The sequence below is a fragment of the Variovorax paradoxus genome, assembly GCF_030815975.1.
In the GTDB taxonomy this organism is placed as follows: domain Bacteria; phylum Pseudomonadota; class Gammaproteobacteria; order Burkholderiales; family Burkholderiaceae_C; genus Variovorax; species Variovorax paradoxus_N.
In genome coordinates, this window is sequence record NZ_JAUSXL010000002.1 from 2,021,335 (window position 1) to 2,042,588 (window position 21,254).

Below are 21,254 nucleotides of genomic sequence, written 5' to 3' on the forward strand. Positions count from 1 at the left end.
GTGCCGGCGCCATGGACGCGCTGCTGGCGGACATCCGCAGCTGCACCGCCTGCGCCGCGCAGCTGCCGCTGGGCCCGCGGCCCGTGGTGCAGGCCAGCGCCAGCGCACGCCTGCTGATCGTCGGCCAGGCGCCGAGCCTGACGGTGCACGTCACCGGCCTGCCATGGGACGACAAGAGCGGCGAGCAATTGCGCCGCTGGCTCGGCATCGACCGCGAGCTGTTCTACGACGCCGCGCAGGTCGCGATCATGCCGATGGGCTATTGCTATCCGGGCCGCGGCCGCAGCGGCGACCTGCCGCCGCGCAAGGAGTGCGCCGAGCTCTGGCATGCGCGCCTGCTTGCGCAGATGAATCAGGTCGAGCTCACGCTGCTGATCGGCCAGTACGCGCAGCGCCACTTCCTGGGCGCGGCGCGCAAGGCCGGCGTCACTGAAACCGTGGCGGCCTTTGCGGACTACGCGCCGCGCTTCATTCCGCTGCCGCATCCGTCGCCGCGCAACACGGGCTGGTTCAAGCACCATCCGTGGTTCGAAAGCGAGGTGCTGCCGGTGCTGCGCGAACGCGTGCGGCAGGCGCTCGCACCGCCCTATGGCGCCACGGCGACCGAGGTGCCCGCCCCATCGAAGGGCCGCGCGGCATAGACCACGCGCCCGCCCACCACCGTCATCAGCGACATCGTCTTGCCGATGCGCTCCACCGGCACGGTGAAGAAGTCCTGGTCGAGAATCGCGAAGTCCGCGAGCTTGCCGACTTCGAGCGTGCCGCGCTTGCCTTCATCGAAGCTGAACCACGCGCTGCCCGCCGTGTAGAGCCGCAGCGCCTGCTCGCGCGTGGGTGTCTCGTCGGCGCCGCGCATGGCCTTGCCGCTCACCGTCCTGCCGTCGAGCATCCACTGCAGCGCGACGAAGGGGTTGTACGAAGCCACGCGATGCGCATCGGTGCCCGCGCCCACGTTCACGCCGGTGCGCAATGCGGTGCCGATGGGTGGCATGCGGCGCGCCGCGTCGCCGCGCGTGGCGAGCGCGCGGTCGCCCTGGAAGTACATCGCGTCCTGCATCGTCCAGCCGATGCCCAGCGCCTTCATGCGCGCGAGCGTCTCGGGCGAGGCGTCGTCCAGGTGCGCGATCGACCAGCGCAGCTCCTTGATCGGTACTTCGGCGTTGAGCTTCTCGTAGAGCCCGAGCAGGTGGTCGACCGAGCCGTTCTCCTGCCAGTGGATGGTGACGGCGAGCTTGCGCATCGCCGCCCACTTGATGAGATCGTAGAACTTCTCCTTCGCGGCCGCATCGGGAAAATTGTTGTTGTACATCGCGAGCGTCACGCGTTCGCCGAGGCCGTTGAACTTGAGCATCTCGTCGCCAAAGCCCATCGGCAGCATCTGCGTCAGCTCGCGAAACTCCTGCAGTTCGGCGCCCGGCTTCTGCGCGAACACGCTGTAGGCCACGCGCAGCGTCAGCGCCTTCTCGCGCCACAGCTCGAACAGCGCTGCGTACTGTGAAGGCGCAATGCTGAAGCCGCCCGGGTCCACGAGGCCGGTGATGCCCAGGCGGTTCAGCTCGCGGAAGAAGGCGCGCGTGCCGGCCAGGTTGTCGTCGTAGGTCGGCTTGGGCAGCTTGTCGAACAGGGCCGAGATGCCGACGATGTCGCCCGTCATCCAGCCCAGCGCACCGTCCGCCGCGGGCTTCATGCCGGCCGGCAGCGTGCCCGCCGGAACGCCGAGCGCTTCAAGCGCCTTGGGCGTCATCACCACCGCTTCATAGAACAGCTGCACGTACACCGGATGGCCGGGCGCGGCCTCCTGCAGCTCGGCCACGGTGGGGCGGCGGCGCTCGGCGAACTGCTGCTCGGTCCAGCCGCCGGCCACGATCAGCCAGCCGCCGGGCCGCGCACGCGCGGCCGCGGCGCGGATGCGGTCCATGGCTTCGCCGATGCTGCCGGCGCCGATCCAGTTGACCTCGGTCGAATAGCTCAGCGCCGCGCGCACCGCATGCATGTGCGAATCGATGAGGCCCGGAATCACGGTGCGGCCTCCGGCATCCACCGTGCGCGTGATCGGACCCGAGAGCGCGCGCACCTGCGCGGCATGGCCGACCGCGACGATGCGGCCGTCGCGCACGGCCAGCGCCTGTGCAGTGGTGGCGGCCGCGTCGAGCGTGGTGATCTTCGCGTTGGTGACGATCAGGTCGGCCGGCTGCGCCTGCGTTGCAGGCGGCAGCAGCAGTGCAGCCATCGCGGCCGCCGTGAGCAGTGTGCGCAGCATGCTCAGTCCACCTTGATGCTGGCTGCCTTGACCACCTGCTGCGCCTTGCCGGTTTCATCGGCAATGAACTTGTTGAACTGCGCCGACGGCATCGTGAAGGGCTCGGCGCCGAGCTTGTCGAGGCGTTCCTTGAGCTCGGGCGAGGCCATGATCTTCGCGACCTCGGCCTGCAGCCGGTCGACCACCGGCTGCGGCGTCTTCGCGGGTGCGAAGAGCCCGACCCAGAACAGGTACTCGGAACCCGGCACGCCGGCTTCCACCGTGGTGGGCGCCTCGGGCAGCGCCGGCGAGCGCTTGGCCGTGCCCACGGCCAGCGCCTGCAGCTTGCCGCTCTTGATGAGCGGCAGGGCCGAGACCATCGGCGCGAAGAACCAGTCGACGCGCCCGGCCATCACCTCGGTCATCGCCTCGGGTGTGCCGCGGAAGGGCACGTGCTGCGCATCGAGCCCGGCCGCGAGGCGGAACACCTCGGCATTCATGTGCGTGGCCGAGCCGTTGCCCGCGGAGCCGTAGTTGAGGCCGCCCGGCTTGGCCTTGGCCTTCGCGACCAGGTCCGGCACGTTCGCGAAGTGCGAAGGCGCGGTGACCAGCACGTTGGGCAGGCTCGCCATTGGCGTGATGCCGGTGAAGTCCTTGATGGTGTCGTACGACAGGCCCTTGTAGATCCACGGGTTCACGAGGTGCCCGGCCGAATGCACCAGCAGCGTGTAGCCGTCGGCCGGCGCCTTGGCCGTGATGGCCGCACCCAGCGTGCCGCCGGCGCCGGGCTTGTTGTCCACCACCACGCTGGTGCCCAGCGCGGGCCCGAGCTTCTCGGCCACGAGCCGCGCGACGATGTCGGTGCCGCTGCCTGCCGTGAACGGAACCACGAGCTTGATCGGCTGCGTGCCGGGCCATGCGCCTTGCGCATGGGCGCCACCGAGCGTGCCGATGGCCGCGAGTGCCGCGGCCATCGTGAGCGCCTGCCGGCGGCTCCAGGGGAATGTCTTGTTCATGCGTCTTGTCTCCGTTGATTTATTGGGGTGAGCGATGAATGACTGAAGAGAGCCTAGGCGGTTGGCGGTGCGTTCGGCATCACCAGCGCCACCAGCACGGGGCGGTTGCCCCGGTTCTCCAGTTGCCGCTTTTCGCCGGGCGCGAAGCGGCAGCTGTCGTAGGGGCCGAGCACGTCTTCCTCGTGCGCGCCGTCGAGCTCGCCGACCACGTGGAGCTGGCCTTCGAGCACGAGGTAGAGCTTTTCCATCGGCGAGCCGTCGAGCCCGGTGTGGCCGCCCGGCAGGATCTGGCTCATGCCCATCCACATCTGCGTCGAAGGCCCGGCCTCCTTGCCCTGCAGGCGCAGGCAGCGCATGTCGAAATGATTGGGCGCCTCGTAGTGTGGCGCTTCGCTGAAACGGGTCACATGCATGGCGGTGTTCCTTGGTTGCTGTTCATCAGGGACGCAGCACGACGCGGTCGGTGCCGCCCGAGAGCACGAGCCGGTAGGCGTCCATGGCTTGGTCGAGCGTGAAGTGCCGCGCCACGGGAAAAGGCTTGAGCGTGCCGCGCTCGAAGCCCTCGCGCATCGCGTCGAGCTGCGCGGTGGAGGCCACGCAGTCCATCGCGAGCGAGTCGATGCCCACGAAGGTGTGCATTCCGCGGTAGAACGCGAAGATGTCGAAGGGCACGGCACGCTCATGCGTGGCGATGAAGATCTGCGCCGCGCCCTTGGCCATGGCCTTGTTGGCGGCCTCGAAGTAGGCGCTGCCCACGGTGTTGTAGACGATGTTCGCGCCGCGCCCGCCGGTGAGCTCGCGCACCTGCGCACCCACGTCGGCATGGTGGCGTGCATCGATCACGTCGACCGGACCGCTCGCGAATCCCTCGAAGGGCCCTGCGCGACGCTGCACCGCGATCACGCGCGCACCGGCCTGCGAGGCCAGCTGCACCGCCGCCTGCCCGACCTTACCGTTGGCGCCGAGCACCAGCACGGTCTGCCCGGCCTGCGGCATGCCGCTGCGGCGAAAGCCTTCGTACGCGGTGACGAAGGGCACGCCCACCGCGCCGGCCTCGTCCATCGAGATGCCCTGGGGCTTGGCGCGCAGTGCGGCTTCGGGCAGCACGAGATAGCGCGCATGCGAGCCGTCGCGCGTGATGCCGATGTCGCCGCCCGAGCCATAGACCTCGCGGCCGATCCATTCGCCGGGACCGCTGACCACGGTACCCGCGAAGTCGCGGCCCGGCGTGCGCGGCCACACGGCCTGCGGCATGAGGCCCAGCGTTGCTTTCACGTCGCTCGGGTTCACTGCGGCGGCGGCGACTTGCACCACGGCATGGCCGGGAGGCGCTGTGGGTTGGGGCTGCGGCGCGGCTTCGAGTTGCAGCGCGTCGAGGTTGGCGGCCTTCTCGTTCACGCGCAGTGCGCGGGAGGTGTGGGTCGTGTGCATGGCGGCGATGCTCATCTCGGTTGCTCCACCGCGTGTTTGGGTTTGCTTTTCTTCGGGGCGCTGCTGTTCAGGGTGCTGCTGTTCAGGGCGCGTGCACAGGGCACCGGGTACTCCCCTCCGCGAATGTCCCCCGCCCTTCGGGCTCCTCCTTGATTTCGCTGCGGGGAGCACCCGATGCCCTGTGCACCAGGGTACGCTGTTGGTGTACCGCTGATCAACAACCGCTCTGACCAACGCTCCCGTCGATGGGGTGCCTTGCGCAGCGAAATAAAGGGGGAGGCCGCAGGCCGGAGGACATTCGCGGAGCAAGGTACCCCGTCGGCGGGATCGCGCCCTGAATGACCGGCCTTAAACACAACGCGACGACAAACAGAAATGCAGGTTGTCATCTCCTAGCTCCCCGCACCAGGCAAGCCCAGCATGGCGCGCGCCTCACGAGGATTGGCAACCTCGCCGCCCAGGCTCAACAGGATGTCGCGCGCCTTCGCCACCAGTTGCGCATTGCTCTCGGCCAGCACGCCCTTCTCCAGGTAGATGTTGTCTTCCATGCCCACGCGCACGTGGCCGCCCAGCAGCCAGGCCTGCGCGACGATCGGGAACTCCATGCGTCCGATGCCGAAGGCGCTCCAGAACGCGCCGCGCGGCAGCATGTTGCGGGCGTAGAGCAGCGTCTCGGGCGTGGGCGCGAAGCCGTACTTCACGCCGAGAACGAAGGTCCACATCCCGGGGCCGTCGAGCGTGCCGTCGGCGATCAGGTCGAGCGCGAGGTTGATGTCGCCGGAATCGAAGATCTCCAGCTCGGGCTTCACGCCCGCCTCGCGGATCACCTTGGCCATGCGGCGCACGTTCCTCGGCGTGTTCATCACCACGTCGGGGCCGGAGTTCATGGTGTTGAGGTCGAGCGAGCACACATCGGGCTTGATGAGCGCGATGTGCTCCACGCGCTTCTCGGGTGGCAGCAGCGTGGTGCCGGGCGCGGCGATCTTCGGGTCGTCTTCGCTGGGAATGAAGCGCCCGCCTGGCCCAGTCGTGAGGTTGATGACCAGTTCGCGGTTGCCGCGGCGGATGCGGTCGACCACCTCGCGGTAGAGCTCGACCTCCATCGACGGCTTGCCGGTCTCGGGATGGCGCACATGGATGTGCACCTGCGCAGCGCCGGCCTCCGCTGCGGCCAGGCATTCGTCGGCGATCTGCACCGGCGTGATCGGCAGGTGCGGCGTCTGCTCGGGCTTCACGAGATTGCCCGTGACGGCGCAGGTGATGAGGGTCTTGGCGGTGCTCACAGGTGGCGCCCTCCATCGACCACGATGCGCGTGCCGGTGACGAAGCGCATCGTCGTCGCGAGCGCCTCGACCGTGGCGGCCACGTCGTCGGGTTTGCCGATGCGCCCGAGCGGCGTGGTGCTCGCCATCTTGTTGGCAAACTCCGCGCCGCGGCCCGGCACGAAGCCCGATTCGACCGCGCCCGGCGACACCGACACCACCCGCACCGCCGGCGCCAGCGCCTTGGCGAGCGCATCGCCCACCACGTCGAGCCCGGCCTTGGCCGCCACGTACGCGAGATTGCTGCCCACGCCGGTGAAGCCCGCGATCGACGAGATGTTGGCGATGAGCCCGTCGCCGCCGTCCTTCAGCATTGGCGCGAAGGCGCGGATGGTCGCGAACACGCCGCGGAAGTTGGCGCGCAGCAGTTCGTCGATGAGCTCGTCGGTCAAGGCATCGAGGTCGCCGGCGGGAACGGGCTGCGTGTGCCCCGCGCTGTTGACCAGGATGTCGCAGCGCCCGTGCGTGGCCTTCACCTCGGCGGCCGCGGCCTGCAGGCTTGGCGTGTCGACGATGTCGGCGCGGATCGCCGCGTGGCGCTGTCCATGGGCAGAGGGCAGGGCGGCCGCGCGGGCAGCCGCATCGTCGCCCTTGCGGTGCAGGAGCACGCAGGTGGCGCCGAGTGCGGCAAGACGCACCGCCGTGGCATAGCCGATGGCGCCAAGGCCGCCGGTGATGACGGCCACCTTGCCGTCGAGTCGGGAAACAGGATCGAAGCTCATGGGATTGAAGAGTGGGTTCAGGGGATAGGGGGACGCGGGAACTTCATCTCGCCGGGCTCGAGCTCGAAGTCGTACTGCAGCGTGGCGCTCTTGCCATCGGGCGCCAGCGCGAAGCAGCCGATCAACCGCCGCGTCACGCCGAAGGTCGGGTCGCTTTCCAGGTTGTCGTCGTCATCGGCAAACACCTGCGTGATCAGCACCTTGTGGCCCGGCTTGCTCACCATGAAGTGCAGGTGCGCGGGCCGGTTGGGGTGGCGCTGCTGCGCGCGCAGCAGCACGCCGCAGGGCCCGTCGGTCGGCACGGGGTAGCCGGCCGGCCGCACGCTGCGGAAATGAAAACGGCCCTCGGCATCGGTCGTGAAGCGGCCGCGCAGGTTCATGTCTTCCTGCGCCGGGTCCTGGTTTTCGTACAGGCCGATGGGCGAGGCCTGCCACACGTCGACCGTGGCGCCTTCGATCGGTTCACCCCGCGCGTCGCGCACCGTGCCCGTCACCGCGAGCGGAAGGCCCGGCGTGCCCGAGCGTGCGATGTTGTCGCCCGCCGCGCAGGCCGGCGAATTCGCGCGCCAGAACGGGCCGAGCAGCGCGGCCGGCGATTCGCCGTGCGGGTCCTGGTTGTTCTGCAGCGCCACCACGGTGGACACGCCAAGGATGTCGGCCGCCAGCACCACCTCGTTCTTCTTTTCGCCCGTGGCCTGGCCGATGGCGACGATGAATTCGAGCGCCTCCTCGAACTCTTCCTCGCTCAGCTTCACCTCCTGGACGAAGGCATGCAGGTGGCGCGTGAGTGCGTTCATCACGGTGCGCAGCCGCGGATCGGGTGTGCGCGCCATGGCTTCGAGTGCGAAGCCCAGCACCGAGTCGGGGGAAGTGGCGATGTTCATGGGGGGTCTTGTGCAATCGTTTGCACGATCTTAGTCCAGATCACCGGAAAGTAAAATAACCCCGTTGGCCGACCCGGGAATGCCGGGAAGCCATTCCGGGCATCCAGTCCGGCAACAATCGTTTGCAGCAAATCAGCCCATGAGCACCCGCCCGCCTTCTTCTCCCGTGACCATCCGCGACGTCGCACGCGCCGCCGGCGTGCATGTGTCGACCGTGTCGCGCGCGCTCAGCCCCGAGAAGCGCTCGCTGATCAGCGACGAGGTGCTGCGCGTGGTGGAAGAGGCCGCGCAGCGCCTGGGCTACCGGCCCAACCGCGCGGCCTCGGCCCTGCGCACGGGCCGCACGCACACCATCGGCGTGCTGGTGCCCGACATCACCAACGCGGTGTTCCCGCCGATCCTGCAGGGCATCGAGGCCAGCGCGGCGGCGCGCGGCTACTTCGTGTTCGTCACCAACGTGGTCGACCCTGCGCTCGCGCGGCCTGTGCTCGAACGCATGCTGGCCCAGCGCGTCGATGGCGTGATCCTGGCCACCGCCACGCGCGACGATCCGCTGGTCGATTTCGTCGCCAAGGCCGGCATGACGGCGGTGCTGGTCAACCGCGCCGACGAAACCGGCCGCTTGCCGGCCGTGGTGAGCGACGACCGGCTCGCGATGAAGCTCGCGGTCGACCACCTCGTGGGCCTGGGCCACAAGCGCATTGCGCACCTCGCGGGGCCGCAGAACATCCCCACCGGCGTAGGCCGTCGCCTGGGCGTGGAGCAGGCGCTGCGCGACCACCGCATGAAGCCGTTCCGCGTGGTCGAGTGCGCGAGCTACAGCCGCGAGGCCGGTGCGTTGGCCATGCAGCAGATGCTCGAAGCCGGTCCCGCCCCGCAGGCCGTGGTGTGCTGCAACGACCTCGTGGCGCTGGGCGCCTACGACGCGCTGCGCCAGGCCGGCCTGCGCGTGCCGAAGGACATCTCGGTCACCGGCCACAACGACATGCCGCTGGTCGACATGGTCGATCCGCCGCTCACCACCATCCGCCTGCCGCACCGCGAACTCGGCTGGCGCGCGGCCGAGATGCTGTTCGAGGAGATCGATGGCCGCGCGATGTCGGCATCGACCGTGGTGCTGCGGCCCGAGTTGGTGGTGCGCAAGTCGACCGGTGCGCCGGCCGCGCGCTGACCAGGGCCTCCCGGCCCTAGCCGGATCGGCGCACGGCCTTCTTGCGCGCCGCCGGCCGCCGCGGCGGCTTCGCTTCGAGCACCAGCTCGGCCGGCAGCGTGTCGTTCCACGACTCGGTGAAATAGGCGCGGTCGCTCGGCACCAGCTGCGGCAGGGTTTCACGCAGCAAAGCCAGCGACTGCTCGGCCGCCTTCAGCTCGCCCGCGTGCGCCGCATACCAGGCGTGCTCGAACAGCAGGCTGCAATGCTGCAGGCCGGGGTAGCGCCGCCGGCCCGCCTGGTGGTCGGCCAGTCGCGCCTGCGCCACCTCGACCCAGCGTGCCGGCCAATGCGCGGCGTCGAAGGCGTCGGCGAGCGGCCCGGCGAGCTGCGAGATCGCCGCCGGATCGAGCGGCTTCTGCGCGCGGAACTGCGCAAGCGTGGGCTGCTCTTCGGGCCGGCAGTGGCCGCGCGCGATGCGCATCAGGTAGATCGCGTTCCAGGCCGAGCGGCCCTGGCCGTCGGTGTGGCCGCAGAGCCATTCGCTGAAGGCGATCCACTGCACGGCGCGGCGCGTGGTGTCGGCATGTCCGTCATGCGCGAGCGCCGGCAGGTCGGACAGGCCCACGCGGTCGAACAGCCACGCGGCCATGCCCATGTTGGCGGCCACGTGCTGTGCCGCGTCGAAGGAATGCGATTCGAAGGCCGCGGCCAATGCTTCACCAAAACGCTGCAGCGACTCTTCGGCGAGCGCCGCGGCCGCCGGCTTGTCGTCGGCGGAGAGCCCCAGCGCGCGCGAGCGGCACACCAGCGCCCACAGGTTGCACCACTCGAAGCGCACGTCGGGGTGGTGCCGCAGCACCAGGCTGCGCGCCGCATCGTTCGCCATGCCGCCCAGCAGCGACTGCGCGAGCGGCAGGTCGCGTGCGGTGTAGGCGCACCAGGCCGAGACGATGCACTCCATCGCGCCCAGGTAGTCGTTGCCTGCCACATGATGGGCGAGGCGCTGCTTCTTGAGCGCCTGCAGCCGACGGCGCGCCTGCTCGTTGTCGCCGAGCCGGCGCCACAGCATGGCCTCGTTGAGCGTGACCAGCGCGCGCTGGAAATCGGTGGCGGCCAGCGTGCCGGCAAGGCGGATCGACTCCAGCGCACTGGCCGGCGACCCGGCCGCGCCGCCGCCCGCCACCGGCGCCATGAGCCGGCCTTGCCGCGCCGCCTGCTGCGAGGCGACCAGCTGTTTCCAGAACGCGGCGTCCTGCAGATGCACCGCATCGGGCGGCCGCGAGCCGGGCTCGGCCGCGTGGGCCCTGCGCGAGCGCAGCCCCAGGAAGGAAGCCACCTCGGCGGCCGTCGCCGTGCGGCCGCCCACCAGCATGCGCACCCGTCGGGCTTCGGCGGGCGGCAACCAGAACGGCCCCTGGCTGCGCCGCTCTGCGTTCAGGAAGCGCGGCTCGCGCTGCGTGTCCTCGCCCCAGCCGACCTCGACGTTCCAGGCCTTGAAGTCGCGGAACGCGCGGCTCACGACCATGCGCAGCGTGCTCGCGTCAGAGACTTCGCCGCGCAGGTCGGCCAGCCGCACGAGGCCGCCTTCGGCATCGTGCGCGTGCTTCATGCGTGCGAGCAGCCAGAGCGACTGGAACGCCGCGCGCTGGCCGTTGACCGATTGCGGCGAGGTGAGTTCGATGGAAAGCGGGGTGGGAGCGGCGGTTTTGGGCACGCCCCGGATTGAACCTCAAATCGGGCGCGGACCCCGAGGGACCTGCGATCCGATCCGGTCAGTAGCGATGCCGACCGAGCAGCCCGGCCACCTCGCTGCGCCCGATGCCCAGGTCCCGCAGTTCGTGGTCGCTCATGCCGGCCAGGTGCTGCGAGTCCGCGCGGCTGCGGCGGCGCTCCGCGGCACGGCGGCGCCAACCGCGCAGGGCATGCATCAGGCGTTGATGAAAGGGCGAGTGCGTCGGCGCTGTCACGATGGGCTCCTTGTGGGGGAGCGCTCATCTTGCGGCGACGCATGCTATTGTGGAAGTTGAGATTCCTGACACTTTCAATCAGAATTCCTGATGCGACAGCTCAACCTCGACCAACTCCGCACGCTCATTGCCATTGCCGATCTGGGCACCTTCTCGGCGGCGGCCAAGGCGCTGCACCTCGCGCAGCCCACGGTGAGCCTGCACATCAGCGAACTCGAATCGCGGCTGGGCGCGCAGCTGGTGGTGCGCGGCAATCGCCGCGTCACGCCCACGGCGGCCGGCGCGGCGCTGGTGGAGCGCGGACGCAAGCTGCTGCGCGACACCGACGATGCCGTCGAAGCCGTCAAGCGCCAGGCCGAAGGCCGCACCGGCCGTGTGCGGCTCGGCACCTCCACCGGCGTGGTGGTCGACCTGCTGCCGCAGGTGCTCGAAGCGCTGGGCGAACGGCATTCAGGCATCGACGTGGAGGTCAGCATCCTCGGCTCGTACGAGGCGATGGCGCGGCTGGCCGCCGGCACGCTCGACATCGGGCTGGTCGCGGTGCCGCAACCGCCGCTGCGCGACATCGTCGTCACGCCCTGGCGCGACCAGGCCATGATGGCTTTCGTGCCGCAGCGCTGGAAGGCACCGAAGCGCGTCACACCGGCCTGGCTCGCGGCGCAGCCGCTGATCTTCAACGACGCCACCACCCACATGTACCGGCTCTCGATGGAATGGTTCGCGGCGGCCGGCTTCGCGCCGCGAGCGCGCATCGAGCTCAACTACGACGCCGCGATCCGCAGCCTGGTGGCGGCCGGCTATGGCGCCGCGCTGCTGCCGCTGCAGCAGACCACCGATGCGGCGCTGAACGAGCGCATGCAGATCCTGCCGATCACGCCCAGGCTCACGCGCCGCCTCGGTATTGCGCACCGCCAGCGCGCCATGCTCGACGGCGCCACGCACAGCGTGCTGCAGGTGCTGACGGCGTTTCGGCAGCTCTGATTTCAGCGCTGGGCAGCTTCGTTCGGAAGCCCCTCGATCGGGCATTCCGCCGTGCCGATGGTGCTGCGCGTGAACGACTCCACCTTCTCGCGCGCGCCCTCGGGATCGTTGATCCACTGCTTGTAGAAGTCGAACGGACAGGCCGCCACGCCCTTGTCGCCGTCGCCCGAATGGATGATGCCGGTGTAGCCGCGGTGCATCAGCTTGAACAGGTGGTTCTGCGACTGGCCGTTCCTGCGCGCGTCGCGGATCAGGCCCATGGAAAGTTCGGCGTAGTTGATGCCCATTTCCTCCTCGCCGCATTCGCCGAGCGTGCGGCCGTCGAAGCCGATGAGGGCCGAATGCCCGAAGTACGAGTACACGCCGTCGAAGCCCGCCGCATTGGCCACCGCCACGTAGGTGTTGTTCATGAAGGCCATGGCCTTGGACACCAGGATCTGCTGCTCCTTGGCCGGGTACATGTAGCCCTGGCAGCGGATGATGAGCTCGGCGCCGCGCATCGCGCAGTCGCGCCAGATCTCGGGGTAGTTGCCGTCGTCGCAGACGATGAGGCTGATCTTCATGCCCTTGGGACCGTCGCTGACGTAGGTGCGGTCGCCCGGGTACCAGCCCTCGATGGGCACCCACGGCATGATCTTGCGGTACTTCTGGACGATCTCGCCCTGGTTGTCCATGAGGATCAGCGTGTTGTAGGGCGCCTTGTCCGGGTGCGCCTCATGGCGCTCGCCGGTCAGCGAGAACACGCCCCACACGTTGGCGCGGCGGCAGGCGTCCGCGAAGATTGCCGTTTCCTCGCCGGGCACGGTGGCGGCGGTGTCGTACATCTCCTTCGCGTCGTACATGATCCCGTGGGTGGAATATTCGGGAAAGATCACCAGGTCCATGCCCGGCAGACCTTTCTTCATGCCGACCAGCATCTCGCCGATCTTGCGGGCGTTGTCGAGCACCTCGGCCTTGGTGTGCAGGCGGGGCATCTTGTAGTTGACGACCGCGACGCCCACGCAATCGCTGCTGCTCGAAATATCACCATGTCTCATGACGCTGCTCCTGGAGGGTGGTTGAGAAAAAACAAAAAAGCCCGAACCGGTGTTCAACCGATTCGGGCTTGTCTCTGGTGCAGCGGGTTCGTGTCGTCGAAGCCGATTGTTCTCAACTCAGCGCGGGCTGCACATACGTCATTTCGCTGATTGCAAAAGCGCGCTCAGCGGGGCCGCGCGTAGCCGGATTCGATCCAGGCGGTGGCGCTGCTCGCCGTGAGCCTGAAGGCAGGCGAGACGTTGACGCTGGCAAGTTCCGAGTCGTCGGCATCGTCGTGCGCCGCGAGCGTGGCGGAGGGGCTGTCCTCGTCGGGCACGATGGCGAGCGACACGCGAATGCGCTGGCCGCTCTGCGCCGTGACGGTCACGCTCTTGTTGAGCGTGGCGTGCAGCTGCTGCTCGTGGCGGCGAATCACTTCGGCGGCGGTCTTCACCAGCGTGGAGAAGGCGGGCCCGTCGAGCGGCTTCGGGTTCTTCTTGTCGCGGCCCATGGTCCAGGGGCCGACCAGCGCCGGTTCGGGGTCGCCGTGGCGCGTCATCTCGACGGCCCAGCCGTCGTCTTCCTCGTTCTTGATGACGCGGGCGGTCCATTGGCCGTCGCGCCAGAGGCGGGGTTCCTGCAGGGGGAGGTTGTCGGAATCTGTGGGGTCTGTAGCTTCGGTCATTCGGATGCTCGGGTTCGTGCGAGCCCATTCTCGCCTGCGCCCGCGAGCCGCACGCGCCGCTCAGAAGACCGACAGCCCGGTCCGCGCGACGAACAGTTCGAGCGCCTTCATCCCGAGCAGCGAATTGCCCGTGGCGTCCAGCGCGGGCGACCAGACGCACAGCGTGAGCCGGTCGGGCACCACGGCCACGATGCCGCCGCCCACGCCGCTCTTGCAGGGCAGGCCGATCGAAAACGCCACGTCGCCCGCGGCGTCGTAGGTGCCGCAGGTGAGCATCAGCGCATTGATGCGGCGCGTCTGCCGCTCGCCGGTCACCTCGGCCTGGCCGTCGATCGGATGCGCGCCGTCGCGGCACAGGAAGGCTGCCGCGCGCGCCAGCTGGCGGCAGCTCATGCGCAATGCGCACTGGTGAAAGTAGGTGTCGAGCACCACGGCCACATCGTTGTCGATCTTGCCGAAGCTCTTCATGAAGTTGGCGAGCGCGATGTTGCGAAAGCCGGTGGCGGCTTCGGAGCGCGCGACCTCGTCGTCGAACGCGATCGGCTCGCCGCACAGGCTGCCCATCAGCGCAAGGATGTCGGCCTTGGCGCTGCCGCCGGCCTGCAGCGCCTGGCTCACGAGGCGGTCGGCCACGGCGATGGCGCCCGCATTGATGAACGGATTGCGCGGCTTGCCGTGCTCGTTCTCCAGCTGTACCAGCGAGTTGAAGGGATTGCCCGAAGGCTCGCGGCCGATGCGCTCCCACAGCGCGTCGCCCATGCGCTGCATGGCCAGCGTCAGTGTGAAGAGCTTCGACACGCTCTGGATCGAGAACGGCGTTTCGGCATCGCCGGCGAAAGCCTCGGTGCCGTCGCAGGTGCGCAGCGCAATGCCGAGCTGGCGCGCATCGACGCAGGCCAGCGCCGGGATGTAGCTGGCCACCGTGCCGGCGGTGCCCAGCAGCGGCCGCAGGGTGGCGACGATGTCGTCGAGCACCGGCTGGAAGTCCGTGGCTTTCATGGCCGCGCCTTTCGCCGGTTGACCATCACGATGCCCAGGCCCACACCGGCCAGGGCCAGCATCAGCTGCAGCGTGAGCGGTTCGCCGAGCAGCACCACGCCGAACACCAGCGCGAACAGCGGCGTCAGAAAGCTGAACGACGACATCTGCGTGGCGGGATAGTGCCGCAGCAGCCACATCCAGGTGAGATAGCTCGCGAAGGCGCCGATCACGGTCTGCAGGCCGATCGAGGTCCATGCCCAGGCCGAATACGAGAAGCCCCAGCTTTCGCCGAGCGCCAGCGACAGCAGCGGGCACACGGCCGCGGTCACGGCCACCTGGTAGAACAGGGCCTTCTCGGCGCTCGCGGTGGCGAGCCGCGTGGTGCGCAGCGCCAGCGTGGTCAGGCCCCAGAGCATGCCGCCCACGATCGCCATGGCATCACCGAGCAGCTGGCCCGAGCCCGAGCGCCCGAAGCCTTCGCTAAACGCGAACAGCACCGCCGCAAAGGCAATGCCCAGCCCCAGCCACTGCAGGCCACGCAGGCGCTCGGCCGGCACCCAGCGCGGCAGCAGCAGCGAGACCCAGAACGGCGCGGTGTAGAGAAACACAGTGAGCCTGGAGGCCGAGGTGTGCTGCAGGCCCAGGTAGATGCAGGCGAACTCGCCCGCGAACAGCAGGCCCACGAGCAGGCCGCCCGGCAGCGTGCCGTCGCGCTCGAACAGCGGCACGCGGCGCCACACGCACCAGAGCCACAGCAGCACCACGGCGCCCACCATGCGCACCGTGGCCTGCCAGAGCGGCGGCACTTCGGTGACGGTGGTCTTGATGAGAATCTGCTGCAGCCCCCAGAACGCGCAGCATGCGATCAGAAGGCCGATGGCGAGGGAGTCGAGGTGGGTCTTGCGCTGGATCATTCGGGTCTCGTCGATGGGCTTCGGTCTTGCATGCGGCAACAAAGCCCAGGATCGATGATCGTAGCGCGTGAGGTGTTGGACTGCGCAGGTCGACGCACTGCCGCCTCCGTTAGCATTCGTCATTCGTTTCGGGTACCGCTCCTTCTTCTCGTTGCTCTGCATCCGGTACAGGTGCGGAGTCCGAGAGGTATCCCATGGGTTTACAGACCTTCTCCTGGCTGCTGCTTGCAGCCAGCATTGCGGCAGAGGTTGCAGGAACGATCGCGCTTCGCCATGCAGATGGATTCACGCGCCTCACACCGTCGCTGGTGGTCGGGGTCTGCTATGCGGCGGCAATCTGGCTCATGTCGATCGCCGTCAGGCACCTGGAAATCGGGTTGGCCTACGCGGTATGGGCGGGCAGCGGAACCGCGTTGACGGCGGCGTTCGGCATTCTCTGGCTCGACGAATCGACGACGCTCCCGCGGATTGCCGGAGTAGCCATGATCGTCATCGGCGTTGTCGTGCTCAACCTCGAAACGCACCAGTCCTGATGCATGCCGATCGGGACGCGGCTGCGCGGGCGATGGATGCGTCGCGTTTCAACGGACCTCACCGGCCGGCCACGGGATACGGCGGCTTCCCCCGCGTGCCGACCATCAGGTCGGGCACCACGGTTTCCACATCGGGCACCGCGCGCGCGGCGCGTTCGAGTTTTCTGGCCAGTGCGGCCGAGGGCACGCAGCCCTGCAGGTAAATCCAGCGCCGTTGGATCGTCACCCACACGCTGGCCTTCTGCACGCCCGGTACGGCCAGCAACGCGGCGCGCACCTTGGGCGCGAGCGGCTTGTCGTAGCGGTAGGCGTTGCTGTCGGTGCATTTGCCGGCAAGCCAGCAGCTGGTGCCGCGCTCAAGCCTCGAATGGGTCTGGGCGCGGCGCTCCTCGGCGGTGTAGAACGGGCCTTCGGGCATGGCGCAGGCGGGGAGGCCAGCGGAGAGCTGGAAGAACGGATCGTCGAACCAGTTCTGCTTGAGCGGTGTCGCTGTTGCGTCCTGCGCCATGGCGGTCTGCGCGGCCAACGGCAGCAGCAACACGCACATGAACGCGGCGGCGCGGCTCACAAGGGATGTTCCGTGTAGAAGCGCCCGCCGTGGAACAGCAGCGGCGAGGCGCCGGCGTTGTGCGTGCAGCGCTCCACCTCGCCGACGAAGATCACGTGGTCGCCTTCGTCGTAGCGGCTGCGGTTGAAGCATTCGAAGCTCGCCGCCGCACCGGCCAGCACCGGCGCGCCGCCAAGGCCTTCGGTGAAGGCCACGTCGGCCCAGCGGTCGATGTTCTTGGTGGCGAAGCGCTCGGCCAGAGCTTTCTGGTTGGCGGCCAGGATGTTGATGGCGTAGTGCGACCCGGTGCTGAGCGCCGGCATCGAGCCCGCCGCGCGCGCCAGGCTCCACAGCACCAGCGGCGGCGCGAGCGACACCGAATTGAACGAGTTGGCCGTGAGTCCGACCAGTGTGCCGTCGGCCGAGCGCGCGGTGACGATGGTCACGCCGGTGGCGAACATGCCGAGCGCTTCGCGGAACTCGTCGGGCGAAAAGGTGGGGGGCTTGGCCCGGCGGGGAGTGGTCACGTAAAAGGCTGGGCGGTGGTCGGCAGGAAGACCATTTTGGCTCAGCGCACGGTGGGCTGCTTGTGCGGGCGCATCAACTCTGTCGCGAGCCGGGTATAGACGGTGGCCGCGGCCGAGGGCGTGCGGCCCGCAAGCGTCACCAGGCTGTAGTGCGTCTGCATGCCTGCAAAACCGACGACCGGCAAGGGCGCGAGGGCGCTCGTATCGGTGTTCAGGGCCGGCGCATGCGGCGCGAGGATCACCGCATTGGCGGTCAGGGCCAGGTGGCGAAGGGTGCCGGCGTCGTCGCAGGTCACGTTGAAAACGCCGCGGTCGTTGCGCCGAGTCTGGCGGTCGAAATGCGCGGCCACTTCGGCGGGCAGGTTTGGGCCGGCCATCGGATAGTCCATGGCCTTTTCCAGCGTCACCTGCTTCAGGCGGCGCAGCGGGTGCCTGGGCTGCACGAAGAACGAGACCGGCAGGTCGGGCAGGCGCGCGAGCTTCAGGCCGGGCTGCTTCTTCAGGTCGCGGGTGTCGGCGATGAACAGGTCCAGCTGCCGCCGGTGCAGGCGCTCGCAGAGCGTGGCGGTGTCGGCCACTTCCATGCGCATGAGCAGTTGCGGATGGCGCTGCGCCATCAGCGACAGGGCCATGCGGCCGAGCGTGCTGGCAGCGAAGGGGCCGAAACCCACGGCAAGGCTGCCGATGGCGAGGCCTTCGAGCTGCAGCACGTCGCGCTGGATCTGCTGCGCATCCGCGAGGAGCTCGCGAGCGCGCGCGAGCACGAGATCGCCTGCCTGCGTGAAACGCACGGTGCCGTAGGCGCGGTCGACCAGGCGCGCCTGCAGGCTGTCTTCGAGGGTGTCGATGCTGCGCGAGAGCGCAGGCTGAGACAGGTGCACGGCCTGCGCGGCGCGGCCGAAGCTGCCCTGCTCGGCGAGCGCAACGAGATGCTGGAGCTGGCGCAGCTGCATTTTGCGTTCTGGTTAAAAAGAGAGCTCATATTTTGCATTTGCCAATGCTTCGAGTGGTTCGGAGAATCGCTCGCTGTTCCTGCTTTTCACCAAAGACAAAGAGACACCGATGCACGTTTTTTCTTTCCCCGTCGTCCTCGTCGCACTGGCTTGCACGCTCGGCAGCGCGCCGGTCTTCGCGCAGGTCGCGCCCAAGGCGCCCGAACCCGCCACGCTGAAGGCCAATGCCGCCATGGCAAAGGCGCTGCCCTTCGCCAACCGGCAGGACTTCGAGGACGCGATGCGCGGCTTCATCGGCACGGTGCCCGATGCGCTCGTGCCAGGCGCCGGCCCGCGCCCGGCCTGGAGCATGAAGCCCTATGACTTCCTCAAGGCGAACGAAGCGGCCGACACGGTCAACCCGAGCCTTTGGCGGCAGGCGCAGCTCAATGCCATTCACGGCCTGTTCAAGGTGACCGACCGCGTCTACCAGGTGCGCGGCTTCGACATCGCGAACATGACCATCGTCGAGGGCGGCAACTCGCTGATCGTCATCGATCCGCCGCTCACGGCGGAGACCGCGCGCGCCGCGCTCGCGCTGTACCACCAGCACCGGCCAAAGAAGCCTGTCGGCACGGTGATCTACACGCACGGGCACGCCGACCACTTCGGTGGCGTGAAGGGCGTGGTCAGCGAAGACGACGTGGCTGCCGGCAAGGTGCAGGTCATTGCACCCTCGGGTTTCATGGAAACCGCGGTGGCGGAGAACATCCTCGCGGGCAACGCGATGAGCCGGCGCTCGCAGTACCAGTTCGGCACGCTGCTGCCGCCCGGTGTGCGCGGGCAGGTCGATACCGGCCTGGGCAAGGCGCTCGCGCGCGGCACCATCACGCTGATCGCGCCCACGTCGACCATCGAGAAGACCACGGAGCAGCGCACCATCGATGGCGTGGAGATCGTGTTCCAGCTGGTGCCGGGCTCGGAGGCGCCGTCGGAAATGCTCATGTACCTGCCGCAGTTCCGTGTGCTCAACATGGCGGAGGACGTGACGCACAACATGCACAACCTCTATACGATCCGCGGCGCCGAGGTGCGCGACGGCAACCTGTGGGCCAGGTACATCGACCAGGCGCGCGTGGCCTTCGGCGAGAAGACAGACGTGCTGATTGCCCAGCACCACTGGCCCACCACCGGCCGCGATCGCATCGTCGACCTGCTGAAGAAGCAGCGCGACATGTACAAGTTCATCAACGACCAGTCGCTGCGCCTGCTCAACCATGGGTACACCGCGGCCGACATCGCCGAGACGCTGCGCATGCCCGCGAGCCTGGAGCAGGAATGGTCCGCGCGCGGCTACTACGGCACGCTGCGGCACAACGCCAAGGCCGTGTACCAGAAGTACCTGGGCTGGTACGACGCCAACCCGGCCAACCTGAATCCGCTGCCGCCGGTGGATCATGCGAAGAAGACGATCGAATACATGGGCGGTGCCGACGCCGTGATCGCTCGCGCCCGCGAAGACTTCAGGCAGGGCGAGTTCCGCTGGGTCGCGAGCGCGATGAGCCAGGTCGTCTACGCCGATCCCGCCAATCGTGCGGCACGCGAACTCGGCGCCGATGCGCTCGAGCAGCTCGGCTACCAGTCGGAGGCCGGCACCTGGCGCAGCGCCTACCTGGTGGGCGCGATGGAGCTGCGCAACGGCGTGCCGAAGATCCCCGGCGGCAGCAGCTCGAACGCCGACACGCTCAAGGCGGTCAGCAACGACCTGTTCTTCGACTTCCTCGGCGTGCGGCTCGATGCCGCCAAGGCCGAGGGCAAGGCGATGGTCATCAATTGGAACTTCACCGATTCGAACCAGAAGTTCGTGCTGACGCTAGAGAACTCGGCGCTCACGCATGTGGCGGGCCTGCAGGCGAGCGGGGCGGATGCCACCGTGACGCTGAGCCGCGCGACGCTCGATGCGGTCACGCTGAAGCAGACGACGTTTCCCGAGGCGGTTCAGTCGGGGCTGGTGAAGATCGAGGGCAACCGCGCGAAGCTCGGCGAGCTGCTGTCGATGCTCGACACCTTCGAGCCGATGTTTCCCGTGGTCGAGCCGCGCAAGCAAGCCGCCCTATCCCAGGCAGCCCAGGCTCAGCCAAAGAACCAGTAGCACACCGCAATCGCCGCCACCACCCCCGCCAGCTCGGCCAGCAGCGCGCAGGCCACCGCATGCCGCGCGCGCTGGATGCCGACCGCGCCGAAGTACACCGCCAGCACGTAGAAGGTGGTTTCGGTGCTGCCCTGGATGGTGGCGGCCACGAGGGCGGGGAAGCTGTCCACGCCCTGGCTCTTCATGGTCTCGATCAGCATCGCGCGCGCCGCGCTGCCCGAGAAGGGCTTGACCAGCGCGGTGGGCATGGCGTCGACAAAGCGCGCATCCCAGCCGCCCGCGCTCACCAGCCAGCGCAGGCCGCCGAGCACGAAGTCCAGCGCCCCCGACGCGCGCAGCACGCCGACCGCGCACAGCATCGCGACCAGGTAGGGCAGCAGGTTCTTCGCGATGTCGAAGCCTTCCTTCGCGCCCTCGATAAAACATTCGTACACCTTGATGCGCCGGATCGCGCCGGCCAGCAGGAACACGATGATCACGCCGAACAGCGCGAGATTGCCCATGAGCGAGGAGAGCGACGCAATGGCCGCCGCCGAGAGCGTGCCCAGCAGCGCCATGAAGCCGCCCAGCAGCAGCGCGCCCGGCACCAGGTAGGCCAGCACCACCGGGTCCCACAGCCGCAGGCGCTGCGCCACCGCCGCCGAGAGCAGGCCCACGAGCGTCGATGCGCTGGTGGCCAGCAAAATCGGCAGGAACACCATCGTCGGATCGCTCGCGCCCTGCTGCGCGCGGTACATGAAGATCGTCACGGGCAGCAGCGTGAGCGAAGACGCGTTGAGCACCAGGAACAGGATCTGCGCGTTGGTGGCCGTGACCGGGTCGGGGTTGAGCCGCTGCAGTTCGCGCATGGCCTTCAGGCCGATGGGCGTGGCCGCGTTGTCGAGCCCCAGCGCATTGGCCGCGAAGTTCATCGTGATGAGGCCCAGCGCCGGATGGCCCGCGGGCACGCCCGGCATGAGCCGCCTGAAGAGCGGGCCGAGCACGCGCGCCAGCCAGCCGACCAGCCCCGCCGCCTCCGCGATGCGCAGGAAGCCGAGCCACAGCGTGAGCGTGCCAAACAGCAGCACCATCACCTCGACCGCAAGCCGCGCCATCGCGAACAGGCTTTCGACGATCGCCGCGAAGACCGCCGCATCGCCGCCCACCAGCCAGCGCCCGAGCGCCGCCAGCATCGCCATTCCGAAGAAACCCAGCCACAAGCCGTTGAGCACGCGCGTTCTTTCCCTTTTTTGTGAGCGCGATCATAGGGCT

Annotated in this window: 22 protein-coding genes; 5 read left to right on the forward strand and 17 right to left on the reverse strand. The window is 68.6% G+C overall.

What is annotated here, in order from left to right:
- Positions 1-11: 11 nt before the first annotated feature.
- A complete protein-coding gene (locus QFZ47_RS13335; RefSeq protein ID WP_307656082.1) occupies positions 12-641 on the forward strand; it encodes a uracil-DNA glycosylase family protein in 630 nt (209 codons plus the stop codon).
- On the opposite strand, the gene QFZ47_RS13340 is transcribed toward QFZ47_RS13335, so the two are convergent.
- The 7 genes from QFZ47_RS13340 to QFZ47_RS13370 all read right to left on the reverse strand — a co-directional run bounded on the left by QFZ47_RS13340 (position 587) and on the right by QFZ47_RS13370 (position 7,614).
- Positions 587-2,260: an amidohydrolase gene (locus QFZ47_RS13340; protein WP_307656084.1), complete on the reverse strand. Its 1,674-nt coding sequence runs from the start codon at positions 2,258-2,260 to the stop codon at positions 587-589. The two genes, QFZ47_RS13335 and QFZ47_RS13340, sit on opposite strands and share 55 nt — an antisense overlap.
- A gap of 2 nt (positions 2,261-2,262) precedes the next feature.
- Complete coding sequence (locus QFZ47_RS13345) at positions 2,263-3,255, reverse strand: tripartite tricarboxylate transporter substrate binding protein (RefSeq protein WP_307656085.1); 993 nt, start codon at positions 3,253-3,255, stop codon at positions 2,263-2,265.
- 53 nt (positions 3,256-3,308) lie between these two features.
- Entirely contained in the window at positions 3,309-3,668 is a 360-nt protein-coding gene (locus QFZ47_RS13350) for a cupin domain-containing protein (protein ID WP_307656086.1), read from the reverse strand.
- A 25-nt stretch (positions 3,669-3,693) separates the two neighbouring features.
- Positions 3,694-4,701 carry a quinone oxidoreductase family protein gene (locus tag QFZ47_RS13355; RefSeq protein ID WP_307656087.1) on the reverse strand — a complete coding sequence of 336 codons (1,008 nt, stop codon included), beginning with the start codon at positions 4,699-4,701 and terminating at the stop codon, positions 3,694-3,696.
- Positions 4,702-5,078: 377 nt separating this feature from the next.
- Complete coding sequence (locus QFZ47_RS13360; RefSeq protein ID WP_307656088.1) at positions 5,079-5,969, reverse strand: beta-keto acid cleavage family enzyme; 891 nt, start codon at positions 5,967-5,969, stop codon at positions 5,079-5,081.
- Positions 5,966-6,730, reverse strand: coding sequence for an SDR family NAD(P)-dependent oxidoreductase (locus QFZ47_RS13365; RefSeq protein ID WP_307656089.1), 765 nt, complete (start codon positions 6,728-6,730; stop codon positions 5,966-5,968). Before QFZ47_RS13365 ends, QFZ47_RS13360 begins: the two co-directional genes overlap by 4 nt.
- Before the next feature lie 17 nt (positions 6,731-6,747).
- Entirely contained in the window at positions 6,748-7,614 is an 867-nt protein-coding gene (locus tag QFZ47_RS13370) for a dioxygenase family protein (RefSeq protein WP_307656090.1), read from the reverse strand.
- Positions 7,615-7,753: 139 nt separating this feature from the next.
- Here QFZ47_RS13370 and QFZ47_RS13375 point away from each other — a divergent pair, with 139 nt between their 5' ends.
- Positions 7,754-8,785 carry a LacI family DNA-binding transcriptional regulator gene (locus QFZ47_RS13375; RefSeq protein WP_307656091.1) on the forward strand — a complete coding sequence of 344 codons (1,032 nt, stop codon included), beginning with the start codon at positions 7,754-7,756 and terminating at the stop codon, positions 8,783-8,785.
- 16 nt (positions 8,786-8,801) lie between these two features.
- Here QFZ47_RS13375 and QFZ47_RS13380 read toward each other — a convergent pair whose 3' ends face one another.
- Both QFZ47_RS13380 and QFZ47_RS13385 read right to left on the reverse strand, forming a co-directional pair.
- Positions 8,802-10,481 carry a hypothetical protein gene (locus QFZ47_RS13380; RefSeq protein ID WP_307656092.1) on the reverse strand — a complete coding sequence of 560 codons (1,680 nt, stop codon included), beginning with the start codon at positions 10,479-10,481 and terminating at the stop codon, positions 8,802-8,804.
- Positions 10,482-10,539: 58 nt separating this feature from the next.
- A complete protein-coding gene (locus QFZ47_RS13385) occupies positions 10,540-10,734 on the reverse strand; it encodes a YjiS-like domain-containing protein (RefSeq protein WP_307656093.1) in 195 nt (64 codons plus the stop codon).
- A 90-nt stretch (positions 10,735-10,824) separates the two neighbouring features.
- Between QFZ47_RS13385 and QFZ47_RS13390 the strand changes: the two genes are divergently transcribed.
- The gene (locus QFZ47_RS13390) at positions 10,825-11,715 is read left to right on the forward strand and encodes a LysR family transcriptional regulator (protein ID WP_307656094.1); all 891 of its coding nucleotides are present in this window, start codon (positions 10,825-10,827) and stop codon (positions 11,713-11,715) included.
- Positions 11,716-11,717: 2 nt separating this feature from the next.
- Here the strand turns inward: QFZ47_RS13390 and QFZ47_RS13395 are convergent, their stop codons facing one another.
- The 4 genes from QFZ47_RS13395 to QFZ47_RS13410 all read right to left on the reverse strand — a co-directional run bounded on the left by QFZ47_RS13395 (position 11,718) and on the right by QFZ47_RS13410 (position 15,312).
- Positions 11,718-12,752, reverse strand: a complete 1,035-nt coding sequence (locus QFZ47_RS13395; protein ID WP_307656095.1) for an aliphatic amidase — start codon at positions 12,750-12,752, stop codon at positions 11,718-11,720.
- A 164-nt stretch (positions 12,753-12,916) separates the two neighbouring features.
- Entirely contained in the window at positions 12,917-13,417 is a 501-nt protein-coding gene (locus tag QFZ47_RS13400) for a hypothetical protein (protein WP_307656096.1), read from the reverse strand.
- 60 nt (positions 13,418-13,477) lie between these two features.
- Positions 13,478-14,416 carry a glutaminase gene (locus QFZ47_RS13405; protein WP_307656097.1) on the reverse strand — a complete coding sequence of 313 codons (939 nt, stop codon included), beginning with the start codon at positions 14,414-14,416 and terminating at the stop codon, positions 13,478-13,480.
- Positions 14,413-15,312, reverse strand: a complete 900-nt coding sequence (locus tag QFZ47_RS13410) for a DMT family transporter (protein ID WP_307656098.1) — start codon at positions 15,310-15,312, stop codon at positions 14,413-14,415. Before QFZ47_RS13410 ends, QFZ47_RS13405 begins: the two co-directional genes overlap by 4 nt.
- Before the next feature lie 194 nt (positions 15,313-15,506).
- On the opposite strand from QFZ47_RS13410, the gene QFZ47_RS13415 reads away from it, so the two are divergent.
- Entirely contained in the window at positions 15,507-15,845 is a 339-nt protein-coding gene (locus tag QFZ47_RS13415) for a DMT family transporter (RefSeq protein ID WP_307656099.1), read from the forward strand.
- 58 nt (positions 15,846-15,903) lie between these two features.
- Here QFZ47_RS13415 and QFZ47_RS13420 read toward each other — a convergent pair whose 3' ends face one another.
- Genes QFZ47_RS13420 through QFZ47_RS13430 form a run of 3 tightly spaced genes read right to left on the reverse strand, consistent with a single transcriptional unit; the run spans position 15,904 to position 17,872 of the window.
- Positions 15,904-16,413 (reverse strand): BON domain-containing protein, encoded by a 510-nt coding sequence (locus tag QFZ47_RS13420; protein WP_307656100.1) that lies wholly within the window; start codon positions 16,411-16,413, stop codon positions 15,904-15,906.
- Positions 16,410-16,919 carry a flavin reductase family protein gene (locus tag QFZ47_RS13425; RefSeq protein WP_307656101.1) on the reverse strand — a complete coding sequence of 170 codons (510 nt, stop codon included), beginning with the start codon at positions 16,917-16,919 and terminating at the stop codon, positions 16,410-16,412. The genes QFZ47_RS13420 and QFZ47_RS13425 overlap by 4 nt, the downstream gene beginning before the upstream one ends.
- A 41-nt stretch (positions 16,920-16,960) precedes the next feature.
- Complete coding sequence (locus tag QFZ47_RS13430) at positions 16,961-17,872, reverse strand: LysR family transcriptional regulator (RefSeq protein WP_307656102.1); 912 nt, start codon at positions 17,870-17,872, stop codon at positions 16,961-16,963.
- Positions 17,873-17,981: 109 nt separating this feature from the next.
- Here QFZ47_RS13430 and QFZ47_RS13435 point away from each other — a divergent pair, with 109 nt between their 5' ends.
- Positions 17,982-20,003, forward strand: coding sequence for an alkyl/aryl-sulfatase (locus tag QFZ47_RS13435; protein ID WP_307656103.1), 2,022 nt, complete (start codon positions 17,982-17,984; stop codon positions 20,001-20,003).
- Here the strand turns inward: QFZ47_RS13435 and QFZ47_RS13440 are convergent.
- A complete protein-coding gene (locus tag QFZ47_RS13440; protein WP_307656104.1) occupies positions 19,985-21,214 on the reverse strand; it encodes a spore maturation protein in 1,230 nt (409 codons plus the stop codon). The genes QFZ47_RS13435 and QFZ47_RS13440 overlap by 19 nt on opposite strands.
- Positions 21,215-21,254 lie beyond the last annotated feature (40 nt).